At 76.1% G+C, this 10,893-nt stretch carries 12 protein-coding genes and 1 pseudogene; 11 read left to right on the top strand and 2 right to left on the bottom strand.

The genetic code is table 11. The annotated features are described in order from the left end of the window. Positions 1–312: 312 nt before the first annotated feature. Positions 313–585 (top strand): hypothetical protein, encoded by a 273-nt coding sequence (locus PYV61_RS13435; protein WP_275832324.1) that lies wholly within the window; start codon positions 313–315, stop codon positions 583–585. Between the two features lie 13 nt (positions 586–598). On the opposite strand, the gene PYV61_RS13430 is transcribed toward PYV61_RS13435, so the two are convergent. Both PYV61_RS13430 and PYV61_RS13425 read right to left on the bottom strand, forming a co-directional pair. Continuing rightward, the gene (locus PYV61_RS13430; RefSeq protein WP_275832321.1) at positions 599–946 is read right to left on the bottom strand and encodes a hypothetical protein; all 348 of its coding nucleotides are present in this window, start codon (positions 944–946) and stop codon (positions 599–601) included. Between the two features lie 34 nt (positions 947–980). Continuing rightward, positions 981–1,274 carry a hypothetical protein gene (locus PYV61_RS13425; protein ID WP_275832319.1) on the bottom strand — a complete coding sequence of 98 codons (294 nt, stop codon included), beginning with the start codon at positions 1,272–1,274 and terminating at the stop codon, positions 981–983. A gap of 171 nt (positions 1,275–1,445) precedes the next feature. Between PYV61_RS13425 and PYV61_RS13420 the strand changes: the two genes are divergently transcribed. From PYV61_RS13420 to PYV61_RS13375, 10 genes and pseudogenes are all read left to right on the top strand, one after another. Then, positions 1,446–1,964 carry an RsmD family RNA methyltransferase gene (locus PYV61_RS13420; protein ID WP_275832318.1) on the top strand — a complete coding sequence of 173 codons (519 nt, stop codon included), beginning with the start codon at positions 1,446–1,448 and terminating at the stop codon, positions 1,962–1,964. A gap of 261 nt (positions 1,965–2,225) precedes the next feature. Continuing rightward, positions 2,226–2,927: a ferritin-like domain-containing protein gene (locus PYV61_RS13415; protein ID WP_275832316.1), complete on the top strand. Its 702-nt coding sequence runs from the start codon at positions 2,226–2,228 to the stop codon at positions 2,925–2,927. A 14-nt stretch (positions 2,928–2,941) separates the two neighbouring features. Continuing rightward, on the top strand, positions 2,942–3,832 hold the full coding sequence (locus PYV61_RS13410) for a ferritin-like domain-containing protein (RefSeq protein ID WP_275832314.1): 891 nt from the start codon (positions 2,942–2,944) through the stop codon (positions 3,830–3,832). A gap of 80 nt (positions 3,833–3,912) precedes the next feature. Continuing rightward, positions 3,913–4,761, top strand: coding sequence for an NAD(P)-dependent oxidoreductase (locus PYV61_RS13405; RefSeq protein ID WP_275832312.1), 849 nt, complete (start codon positions 3,913–3,915; stop codon positions 4,759–4,761). Between the two features lie 68 nt (positions 4,762–4,829). Next, positions 4,830–6,041, top strand: a complete 1,212-nt coding sequence (locus tag PYV61_RS13400) for a HAMP domain-containing sensor histidine kinase (protein ID WP_275832311.1) — start codon at positions 4,830–4,832, stop codon at positions 6,039–6,041. Between the two features lie 43 nt (positions 6,042–6,084). After that, a complete protein-coding gene (locus PYV61_RS13395; protein WP_275832309.1) occupies positions 6,085–6,702 on the top strand; it encodes a DUF305 domain-containing protein in 618 nt (205 codons plus the stop codon). 22 nt (positions 6,703–6,724) lie between these two features. Further along, positions 6,725–8,503, top strand: a complete 1,779-nt coding sequence (locus tag PYV61_RS13390) for a hypothetical protein (RefSeq protein WP_275832307.1) — start codon at positions 6,725–6,727, stop codon at positions 8,501–8,503. Positions 8,504–8,619: 116 nt separating this feature from the next. Further along, on the top strand, positions 8,620–9,876 hold the full coding sequence (locus tag PYV61_RS13385) for a cation:proton antiporter (RefSeq protein WP_275832305.1): 1,257 nt from the start codon (positions 8,620–8,622) through the stop codon (positions 9,874–9,876). 8 nt (positions 9,877–9,884) lie between these two features. After that, the gene (locus PYV61_RS13380) at positions 9,885–10,658 is read left to right on the top strand and encodes a histidine phosphatase family protein (protein WP_275832302.1); all 774 of its coding nucleotides are present in this window, start codon (positions 9,885–9,887) and stop codon (positions 10,656–10,658) included. Next, positions 10,655–10,893 (top strand): annotated as a pseudogene (locus PYV61_RS13375) (NAD(P)H-hydrate dehydratase); the annotation flags it as partial. The gene PYV61_RS13380 and the pseudogene PYV61_RS13375, both read left to right, overlap by 4 nt.

Below are 10,893 nucleotides of genomic sequence, written 5' to 3'. Positions count from 1 at the left end.
CACCGCGAGGCGCCGCCGCTCGGCGGCGGGGGCGGTGGCGCCGGCGAGGCGCACCGCGCGCTCGGCGGGGGTGCGCGCCCGCGCGTCCTCGGCGCGGATCAGCTGGTCGAGCGTCGGCGGCTGCGTCGGCGGCTGGAGCAGGAGCGCGGCGAGGAGTGGGAGCATGCGGCGAATCGAACCGCCGGGCCGGCCGCCGCGCAACCGGGCCCGGCGCGCGCCCGCACGCCGACAGTCGTTGGCATCCCAACGAGGTGGCACGTGCCGTGAGACGCCCGCCGGCGACCCCCGTCACCCCTCATTCCCGGAGTCGCCATGTACCGACCCCTGACCCTCGCCACCGCGCTGCTCGCCCTGGCCGCCTGCGGCGGCGGCACGAACGCCGCCGACACGGCCGCGGCCGACAGCGCCGCCACCGTGCCGCCGCCGTCCACGATGCCCGCACCCTCGACCATGGACTCCGCCGGCACCGGCGGCACCACCGGCACGATGGACACGACCGGCCGCACCGACACCACGGCGCGCGACACGTCCACCGGCGACACCACCCGGCGCACGCCGCCGGGCCAGCCGCCGAGCCACCCGTAAGGCCGGCCGACGATCAGGCGGGGCGTCGCGGCGCGATCGGCGCCGCGGCGCCCGCCGCGCGCCACCGCAGCCCGTACACCGTCCCCACCCAGAAGCGCAGCCGCTCGCCGAGCCGGTCCTGCGCTTCCGCGTCGAGCGCCGAGGGGGCCCAGTGCGCGGCGGCGATCAGCAGCAGGCGCAGCGCGGTGCGGTGGCCGTACCCCTGCGCGCGGACCACCTCCAGGTAGCGGAGGGTGGCCGCCCGCAGCTCGCCGCCGGGCGCCCCCGCGTCGAGCGCGGCCAAGGCGCGGTGGAGGCGGAACGCGCGGCGCACGTAGCGCCCCGCGTCGGGGGTGTCCCAGGGAAGGAAGTCGTGAGGCACGGCGGATCTCCCGGTGCGCTCGGGCGGCCCGCGCTCAGTCGGCGCGGAAGTAGGCGCGGATGACCTGCGAGCCCGCCCATTCGCGGACCCGTTCGAACCCCGGCTCGCCGTCGTCGCGGCGGACGAGCCCGTCGAGAGCCTGCAGGAGCGCGGACACCGGCACCCCGCCGGCGTGCGCGTCGCGGGCGTACGCCCGCAGCGCCTGCGCGAACGGCTCGGCGTGCGGGTCGGCGTCGCGGCGCGCGAGCTGCCAGGCCGCGCGCACGCCCGCCACGGCGGCGGCGGCCGGCGCGGCCGCGGTGTGCGGCGGATGGGGGACTGGGGACATCACGGTTCGTCGAGGCGTCTCACTGGTCCACACGCCACCCTGCGCCCACCCCACCGTCACCCGCGCGGTGCGGGCCGCGCGTCCGGCTGCACGACGTGTACCGTCCCCCTCCCCGGCGCGTCAGATTCCGCGCACGCCCCGCCCCCCGCGCCCCCGCCCGTCGCCCGTCCCGTGAGGATCGTCGGCGGCCGCTTCGCCGGGCGCGACCTCGCGTCGCCGGCCGACTTCCGCGTGCGCCCGACGGCCGAGCACGTCCGCGCGGCGACGCTCGACGCGCTCGCCGCCGACGTCCCCGGCGCGCGCGTCCTCGACCTGTTCGCCGGCACCGGGGCGCTCGGCCTCGAGGCGCTGTCGCGCGGCGCCGCCGCCGCCGACTTCGTCGAGACGCGCGCGTCGTCGCTGCGCGCGCTGCGCGAGAACGTGGGCCGCCTGCGCCTGCGCGACCGCACGCGCGTGTTCGCCGAGGACGCGCTCCCGTTCGCGCAGGCGCTCCCCGCCGGCGTCTACGACGTCGCGTTCCTCGACCCGCCGTACGAGTCGCGCATGCTCGACCGCGTGCTCGACGCCTGGAACGCGCGGCCGTTCGCGCGGGTTCTCGTCGTCGAGCACGCGCGCGCGCACCGCCTCCCCGAGGGCGGGCGCTGGCGCGCCTTCGGGGACAGCGTGGTCACCATCTACCGCGCGCCCTGACCGGGCGCCCCGACCGGGCGCGCCGACCGGCGCCCCGGGCAGCGGCGAGCCCCGCGGCACCATTCCTGCCCCTTGCACGATGCGCCAACCTGCTGCATCGTGATGCAGCAACGCGGGCGGGCGTCCCACCGGGCCGCCCCCCGAGGCGTGGCGGCAGCGAGAGGTGGGGAGGACCGGCCCGCGGCATCGCGCGGGCGGCGGCGCGGCCCGACGGCACACGGGGCGCGCTCACCCCGGGCGTGCCTGTGTGGGGGAGGGGACATGGGAGAGATGCAAGGAACGCCGGCGCGCAGCCGCCGCGACTTCCTGCGCGCCGCCGGCGTCGGCGGCGTCACGCTCGCCGTCGGCGGGGTGCTGGCGGCCTGCGCCGACGACTCGCGCGGCGCGCTGGAGCCGGGCGCGCCGAGCCTGGCCGTCGTCGACGGCAACACCGTCACGCTCGACTTCCGGAGCGACATCGACGTCCTGAACTACGCCTACGCGCTGGAGCAGCTCGAGGCGGCGTTCTACACGCAGGTGGTCGCCACCCCGGGCTTCGAGACGCGCTTCGCCCCCGAGGAGCAGACCGTGCTGCGCGACCTGCGCGACCACGAGATCGCGCACCGCGAGTTCTTCCGCGCAGCCCTCGGCACGAGCGCGATCCCCGACCTGTCGGTCAACTTCTCGAGCATCGCCTTCACCAGCCGCAGCGCGGTGCTCAACGTCGCGCAGACGTTCGAGGACCTGGGCGTGGGCGCGTACAACGGCGCCGGGCGCTACCTGACCAACGAGGCGTTCCTCCTCGTCGCCGGGAAGATCGTGTCGGTCGAGGCGCGGCACGCCGCCGCCATCCGCGCGATCCGCAACGGGAACTACACCACCGCGTTCGCGCCCGACGCGCTCGACCCCGCGCTGACGCCCGCGCAGGTGCTGGCCGCTGCGCGCGGGTTCGTCGTGCAGAACATCGTCGTCACCAACGCCTGAGCGCGAGGACCCCCATGGACCAGCAGCAGCCGATTCTCGCCGCGCTCGCCTCGAACGACCCGGAGGCGGTGTCGCGCATGGGCGCCCCGCTCTCCCGCCGCGCCGCGCTCAAGGGCGGGGCCGCCGCCACCGCCGGCCTCGCGACCGTGCTGCGCGCCGCCTCGGCGCCGGTGGCGCTCGCCGCCATGGCCCGCGACGCCTTCGGCCAGACGGGCGGGCTCCCGCAGGCCGTCGTCGACATCTTCAACTTCGCGCTCACGCTCGAGGAGCTGGAGGCGGAGTTCTACGTGCGGGCCGTGCAGTCGGGCGTCCTCCCGGCCAACGTCGTGCCGATCTTCACCACGATCCGCGACCACGAGCTCGCCCACGTCGCGTTCCTGCGCCAGTCGCTCGGCGCGCAGGCGGTCGCCAAGCCGACCTTCGACTTCACCGCCGGCAACGGCTCGGGGCGCGGCCCGTACGCCGACGTGTTCCGCAACTACGCCACCCTCACCGCCGTCGCGCAGGCGTTCGAGGACACGGGCGTGCGCGCGTACAAGGGCCAGGCGCCGAACCTGCGCCCCTTCCGCGGCCCCGACGGCAACAACTTCGCGCTCCAGGTCGCGCTCCAGGTGCACTCGGTCGAGGCGCGGCACGCCGCGCAGATTCGCCGGCTGCGCGGGACGTTCAACGAGCTCGACCCGTTCTACCAGGGGTGGATCACGGGCAACCGGACCGACGTCCCGGGCGCCAACGCGGTCTACGCCGGGGAGCAGAACACGACGCACGCCGGGATCAACGTCGTGCCGCTGCTCGCGCGCCTGCGCCCGCAGATCGACATCTCGCAGGACGCGGTGGCCGAGGCGTGGGACGAGCCGCTGACGATGGCCGAGGTGCTCGCGATCGTCGACCCGTTCATCGTCTGACGTCGACCGACGTCCACGACGGGCGGGTCGCGGCGGGGCGGCGTCTTCGGGCGCCGCCCCGCGCTGCGTATGTTGCCCGCATGAGCCACATCGCCTTCCTCGGGACCGGGCTGCTCGGCGGGGCCCTCGTCGAAGCCGCCGCCACGCGCGGCGAGCGCATCACCGTCTGGAACCGCACCGCCGAGAAGGCGCGCGCGCTCGAGGCGTTCGGCGTGACCGTCGCCGCCACGCCGGCCGACGCGGCGCGCGGCGCCGAGCGCGTCCACCTCGTGCTGCGCGACGACGCGGTGGTGGAGGAGGTGGTCGCGGCGCTGCGCCCGGGGCTCGCCCCCGACGCCGTGATCGTCGACCACACGACGACGCAGCCCGCGCTCACCGCCGAGCGGGCGCGGCGGCTGAACGCGGAGGGGGTGCGCTACCTCCACTGCCCCGTCTTCATCGGCCCCGCGGCCGCGCGCCAGGGCCAGGGGACGATCCTGGCCGCCGGCCCGCGCGGGCTGTTCGACGCCGTGCAGCCGGCGCTGGCGCGCATGGCGCCCAAGGTCGAGTACGTCGGGGAGCGCCCCGACGCGGCGGCCGTGCTCAAGCTGTGCGGCAACGCCTTCATCATCGGGCTCAGCGCGCTGGTGGCCGACACGCTGAGCGTCGCCGGCGGGGCCGGCGTCCCGGGGGAGGACGCGCTGCGGGTGATCGGGCTGTTCAACCCGTCGTCCACCATCTCCGGCCGCGGGCGGCTGATGGCGGCGGGCGACTGGACGCCGAGCTTCGAGCTGTCGATGGCGCGCAAGGACGTGCGCCTCATGCTCGAGACCGCCGACGGGCGTCCGCTGGCCGCGCTCCCGTCGATCGCGGCCCGCATGGACGCGCTGATCGCCGAGGGGCACGGCGGCGACGACCTGGCCGTGCTCGGCCGCGACGCGCGCCCCTGAGGCGGCCCCGGGGGCGGGGGCGGGCGGAACGGGACTGGCATCTCCCCCCGCGCCCCCAACCCGCCCCCATGATCGAGCTCGACGACGCCTGCCCGCTCGCGCACGTGCTGGCCGCGCGCCTCCGCGACGCCCGGGAGGAGCTCACCCGCCGCTGGCTGGAGCGCATCGCGCAGCGCGCGAACCTGCCGCCCAACGAGGTCTTCCCGACGGAAGACCTGCTCGACCACGTCCCGCTCCTGTTCGACGGGATCGCCGACTTCATGGAGAACCCGGCGCGCGAGGTGGCCGGCGACGCGCCCGTGGTCGGCAAGGCGATGGAGCTCGGCGCGCTCCGCCACGAGCAGGGGTTCGGCGAGTACGAGCTGCTGAAGGAGTACGAGATCTTCGGCGGGATCCTGTTCGCGTTCCTCGTGCGCACCGCCGCCGAGATCGACGAGCCGTGCGACAAGGGCGAGCTGCTGGTGTGCGCGCACCGCCTCTTCCGCGCGGTGGCGCTCATCCAGCAGGCGAGCGTGATCCACTTCCTGCAGCTGGCGCGCGAGCAGGTGGCCGAGCGCGAGGACCGGCTGCGCACCTTCAACCGCGCCGTCACGCACGAGTTCAAGAACCAGATCGGCGCCGCGCGCGGGGCGATCGAGGTGCTGGCGGTCCCCGGGCTCCCCGACGCGGAGCGCGGGCGGCTGCTGGAGGTCGTCGACCGCAACGTGGCGTCGATGGCGCGCGCGCTGGAGAACCTGGTCGAGCTCTCGCAGATCGACCCGCTCACCGGCGACGCGGCCGCGCGCCGGCGCGAGCGCCTCGTCCCGCTGGCGAGCGCGGTGCGCGAGGCGGTGCGCCAGCTGCGCGACGCCGCGTCGGCGGCGGGGGTGACGGTCCGCGTCGCGCAGCTCCCCGCGGTGCCGGTGAGCGCGGCGCCGGTGGAGCTGGCAGTGACCAACTTCGTCTCGAACGCGATCAAGTACCGCGACCCGGCGGCCGAGGCGCCGTGGGTCGAGGTGCGCGCCTGGACCGTCGCCGACCCGCCCGAGGTCGTGGTGGAGGTGGCCGACAACGGGCTCGGGGTCCCGGCCGACCGCCGCGAGCAGCTGTTCCGGCGCGGGTTCCGCGCGCACACCGACACGGTCACCGGGGTCGAGGGGACGGGGCTCGGGCTCAGCATCGTGAAGGACGCCGCGGAGGCGGTGGGCGGCCGCGTGTGGGCGGAGTTCCCCGACCGCGGCGGGTCGCGCTTCGCCGTCGCCCTCCCCGCGCGGCGCGCCGTGGACGGGCACCCGCGGTAGCTTTCGCGGGTACGAGGGCGACGCCCTTCCCGAGGAGGACCCGATGCGCACGATCGCCTGGCGCGCGGGCGTGCTGCTGGCGGCCGCCGCCTGCCGCGCGTCGGCGCCCGCCCCCGCCCCGCCGGTCGCCGCCGACCGCCCGTGGACGCCCACCGGCGCGGCCACCACGACGGCGACGGCCGCGCAGGCCGCCCCCACCGGCGCGGCCGCCGACGCGGCGTTCATGCAGTCGATGATCGCGCACCACGCGCAGGCGCTGACGATGACCGCGCTCGTGCCGGAGCGCGCGGCGCGCGCCGAGCTGCGCCCGCTCGCCGAGCGGATCGCCGTCACGCAGCGCGACGAGATCGCGCTGATGCGCCGGTGGCTGGAGCGCCGCGGCGCGCCGGCCGCGACCGACCACGCGTCGCATGCGGGGCACGCGATGCCCGGCATGCTCACCGACGCCGAGCTGGCGCGGCTGGGCGCGGCGCGGGGCGCGGCGTTCGACCGCCTCTTCCTCGAGCTCATGATCCGCCACCACGAGGGGGCGCTCGCGATGGTGGCCGAGTACTTCAAGACCCCCGGCGCCGGCCAGGAGCCCGAGGCGTTCCGCCTCGCGTCCGACGTCGACGCCGACCAGCGCGCGGAGATCCGCCGCATGCGCGCCCTGCTTCCCTGACCCGCACGCCTCCCGACCCCTCATGCGTCCGCACCGCACCCGCCGGCCCCTCGCGCTCTGCGCCGCGCTGGCCGCGCCCGCCCTCCTCGCCGCGCAGGGCACCCCGGTCACCAAGAGCGTCCCCGCCGCCGACCAGGGCCCCGACCCGCGCGTCGGCCTCGGCGCCGGCTGGATGAACGCGCAGACGGCGATCCGCCACATGGAGCTGGTGTCGGCGACGCCGCGCCCCGCCGGCTGGTTCAACCCCGCCGACATGGGCGACTTCGGCTACGCCAACGCCGACCTCGCGTTCCAGGGGCCGTACGCATTCCAGGGCGGCTTCAACGGCGTCCAGGTCTGGGACCTGTCGTCGCCGGCCGCGCCGCGGCTGCGCGCGCAGCTCGTCTGCCCCGGCGGGCAGGGCGACGTGTCGGTGCACGGCAATCTGCTCTTCATGTCGGTCGAGGAGACGCGCGGCCGCGTGGACTGCGGCACCACGGGCGTCAGCGCGCCGGCGAGCGCGGAGCGCTTCCGCGGCGTGCGCATCTTCGACATCTCGAACCTCGACGCGCCCAAGCAGGTCGCCGCGGTCCAGACGTGCCGCGGCTCGCACACGCACACGCTCGTCCCCGACCGCCGCGACAGCACCGTGATGTACGTGTACGTCGGCGGCACGAGCCCGGTGCGCCCCGCCGAGGAGCTGGCCGGCTGCTCGGGGCGCCCGCCGCAGGAGGACCCCAACACCTCGCTGTTCCGCATCGAGGTGATCCGCGTGCCGCTCGCCGCGCCGCAGGACGCGCGCATCGTGAGCACGCCGCGCCTGTTCGCCGACAGCGCCGGCAACCCGGCGGGGCTGTGGCGCGGCGGCGCGATCCGCGCCGGCGCGCAGGAGACGGCGGAGACGGACCAGTGCCACGACCTCACGGTCTACCCGGAGATCGGGCTCGGCGCCGGCGCGTGCTCGGGGAACGGGCTGCTGCTCGACATCGCGGACCCGGCCAACCCGAAGCGGATCGACGAGGTGAGCGACCCGAACTTCGCGTACTGGCACTCGGCGACGTTCAGCAACGACGGGCGCAAGGTGCTGTTCACCGACGAGTGGGGCGGCGGCGTCGCGCCGCGCTGCCAGACGACCGACAAGGCCGAGTGGGGCGCCAACGCCATGTTCAGCGTGGCGGGGCGCGAGCTGCGGCCGGAGGGCTACTACAAGCTCCCCGCCGCGCAGACGGCGACCGAGAACTGCGTCGCGCACAACGGCTCGCTGATCCCGGTGCCGGGGCGCGACCTGATGGTGCAGGCGTGGTACCAGGGCGGGATCTCGGTCTTCGACTGGACCGACCCGAAGAACCCGAAGGAGATCGCCTTCTTCGACCGCGGCCCGATGAGCGCGTCGCAGCTCGCCCTCGGCGGGCACTGGTCGGCGTACTGGTACAACGGCCACATCGTCGGCTCCGAGATCGGGCGCGGGCTCGACGTGCTGCGGCTGACGCCGAGCGCCGACCTGTCGCAGAACGAGATCGACGCGGCGAACCTGGTGAGGTGGGACCGCTTCAACCCGCAGCTCCAGACGCGGATCACCTGGCCGGCGCACGTGTCGGTGGCGAAGGCGTACCTCGACCAGCTGGCGCGCGCCGATGGGCTGGCGGCGGCGCGGCGCGCGGCGGTCGAGCGCGAGCTGACGCGCGCCGACGGGCTGCAGGGGGCGGCGCGGCGGACGGCGTTCGCGACGCTGGCGACGGCGCTCGATCGGGACGCGGGGTCGGCGCGGGACGCAGCGAAGGTGCGGCTGCTGGCCGGCGTCGTGCGGGACCTGGCGAGGTAAGGGCGGACACGGAGGGACACGGAAACCGGGGGAGGGACGTCAGGCTCCAGTCCTTCCCCCGGTTTCCTGTCAATCCTGTCCGTACGAGCGGCCCGACCGTTGCCGGGGTGCGGCGCATGCCCGACGACCTCCGGTACGTCCTGCTCCTGTTCGCGCTGTTCGTGGTGCCGCGGATCCTCCAGCGGTACCGCCTGCCGGCGGCGATCACGAGCTTCCTGCTCGGCGCCGGGGTCGCGTTCTCGGGGGTCGAGCTGCTCCCGCACGGCCCGACGCTCCCGCTGCTGGCGACGTTCGGCATCGCCTCGATGTTCCTGGTGGCCGGGCTGGAGGTGAACGTCGCCGAGCTGCGGCGCGGCGCCCGGGTCATCGTCGAGCACCTGGCGCTGCGCGCGCTCGTGGTGCTGGCGGCCGGGTTCGTCGTCGCCCAGCTGCTGCACGTGGGGGCGCGCCCGGCGGCGCTGATCGCGCTGGCGCTGTTCACGCCGTCGACCGGGTTCATCCTGAGCTCGCTCCCGCAGCTCGGCGTCGGCGTCGAAGAGCAGTTCTGGATCCGCGCCAAGGCGATCGCCACCGAGCTGCTGGCGCTCGCGATCCTGTTCGTCGTGCTGCAGTCCACCTCGGCCGAGCGGCTGACGGCGGCCACCGGGGCGCTGGTGGTGATGACCTTCGTGCTCCCGGTCGCGTTCCGGCTGTTCGCGGCGCGCATCGCCCCGGTCGCGCCGCGGTCGGAGTTCGCCTTCCTGCTCATGCTCGCCGTCGTCGCCGCGTACATCACGAAGGCGCTCGGCGTCTACTACCTGGTCGGGGCGTTCCTGGTCGGCGCGGCGGCGCAGTCGTTCCGCGAGCGGCTCCCCGCCCTCTCCTCCGAGTCGCTGGTGCACGCGGTCGAGGCGTTCGCGTCGCTGTTCGCCCCGTTCTACTTCTTCTACGCCGGGACGCACCTGCGGCCGGCGGACTTCCCGCCGCGCGCGCTGTGGGTGGGGGCGCTGCTGCTCGCGGTGTGCGTGCCGCTGCGCGTGATGCTCGTGCTGGTGCACCGGCGGGCGGCCTTCCGCCAGCCGCTGCGCGCCGGCCTGCCGGTGGCGCTCGCGCTCACGCCGACGCTCGTGTTCTCGCTGGTGCTCGCGGAGATCCTGCGCGACCGCTTCGCCGCGGCGCCGTGGCTGGTGGGGGCGCTCATCATCTACACGATCGGCAACACGCTCATCCCCGGGCTCACGCTGCAGGGGCGCGCCTCGGAGCTGGACGTGCTGCAGCCCGACGCGCTGGCCGACGCGGGCGACCCGGACACCGCGCACGCCGGGCCGCCGCCGGGCGAGCCGGTGGCGCCGCCCGCCGTCACGCTCGCGCAGCCGGCACGGCGCTCGCGATGAGCGCGCGCATGACCAGACGCTGGCCCGACGAGCTGTGGATCGTCCGCCATGGCCAGAGCGCCGGCAACGTCGCGCGCGACGCCGCCGACGCCGCCGGGCTCCACGTGATCGACATCGCCGAGCGCGACATGGACGTCCCGCTGAGCGAGCTGGGCGCCCGGCAGTCGGCCGCGCTCGGGCGCTGGTTCGCGGCGATGCCCGAGGACGCGCGCCCGAACGTCGTCGTCGCGTCCCCGTACGTGCGGGCGCGGCAGACGGCGGCGCTGGTGCGCGAGGCCGGCGGGCTGGCGCCCGGCGCCGCCGAGAAGGTCGACGAGCGGCTGCGCGAGAAGGAGTTCGGCATCCTCGACCGGCTGACGCGCGCCGGCATCGAGCGGCAGTTCCCCGACCAGGCGGAGGCGCGCACGCGCGTCGGGAAGTTCTACCACCGCCCGCCGGGCGGCGAGAGCTGGGTCGACGTGATCCTCCGGCTGCGCAGCGTGCTCGACACGATCAGCCTGCACCACGCCGCGCCGGGGTCGCGCGTGCTGATCGTGGCGCACCAGGTGATCGTGCTCTGCCTCCGCTACCTGCTGGAGGAGATGAGCGAGGAGCGGATCCTGGCGATCGACCGCGAGGGGGACGTCGCGAACTGCGGCGTCACGCGCTACGTGCTCGCGCCGTCGCCCGACGGGGGCGACCCCGCGCTGCGGCTGGAGGCGTACAACTTCGTCGCGCCGCTCGAGGAGGCGGGGACGCCCGTGACCGCGCGCCCCGACGCGCCGGCGGCGCCGAAGGGATGACCGCGGCGCGCGCGGTCACCCCCGCGCTGCTGCGCCGCCTCGCGCTGCCGCCGCTCGACCACGACGGGGACAAGGAGGCGCGCGGCCGCGTGCTGGCCGTCGGCGGGTGCGTGCAGGTCCCGGGCGCGATGCTGCTGGCCGACATCGCGGCGCTGCGCGCCGGGGCGGCCAAGCTGCAGCTGGCCACCGTGCGCGCCGCCGCCCTCCCGCTCGGCCTCGCGGTGCCGGAGGCGCT

The sequence above is a fragment of the Roseisolibacter sp. H3M3-2 genome, from assembly GCF_029211165.1.
GTDB lineage: Bacteria > Gemmatimonadota > Gemmatimonadetes > Gemmatimonadales > Gemmatimonadaceae > Roseisolibacter.
The sequence above is the reverse complement of the archived record's forward strand: the minus strand, read 5'-3'. Positions and strand labels throughout refer to the sequence as shown.

What these genes read in the sequence shown, in the direction of transcription:
- PYV61_RS13390 (WP_275832307.1), top strand. Translation starts at nt 6,725, where the DNA reads ATGCGTCCGCACCGCACCCGCCGGCCCCTCGCGCTCTGCGCCGCGCTG.
- PYV61_RS13410 (WP_275832314.1), top strand. Translation starts at nt 2,942, where the DNA reads ATGGACCAGCAGCAGCCGATTCTCGCCGCGCTCGCCTCGAACGACCCG.
- PYV61_RS13425 (WP_275832319.1), bottom strand. Translation starts at nt 1,274, where the DNA reads ATGTCCCCAGTCCCCCATCCGCCGCACACCGCGGCCGCGCCGGCCGCC.
- PYV61_RS13385 (WP_275832305.1), top strand. Translation starts at nt 8,620, where the DNA reads ATGCCCGACGACCTCCGGTACGTCCTGCTCCTGTTCGCGCTGTTCGTG.
- PYV61_RS13400 (WP_275832311.1), top strand. Translation starts at nt 4,830, where the DNA reads ATGATCGAGCTCGACGACGCCTGCCCGCTCGCGCACGTGCTGGCCGCG.
- PYV61_RS13405 (WP_275832312.1), top strand. Translation starts at nt 3,913, where the DNA reads ATGAGCCACATCGCCTTCCTCGGGACCGGGCTGCTCGGCGGGGCCCTC.
- PYV61_RS13395 (WP_275832309.1), top strand. Translation starts at nt 6,085, where the DNA reads ATGCGCACGATCGCCTGGCGCGCGGGCGTGCTGCTGGCGGCCGCCGCC.
- PYV61_RS13380 (WP_275832302.1), top strand. Translation starts at nt 9,885, where the DNA reads ATGACCAGACGCTGGCCCGACGAGCTGTGGATCGTCCGCCATGGCCAG.
- PYV61_RS13435 (WP_275832324.1), top strand. Translation starts at nt 313, where the DNA reads ATGTACCGACCCCTGACCCTCGCCACCGCGCTGCTCGCCCTGGCCGCC.
- PYV61_RS13415 (WP_275832316.1), top strand. Translation starts at nt 2,226, where the DNA reads ATGGGAGAGATGCAAGGAACGCCGGCGCGCAGCCGCCGCGACTTCCTG.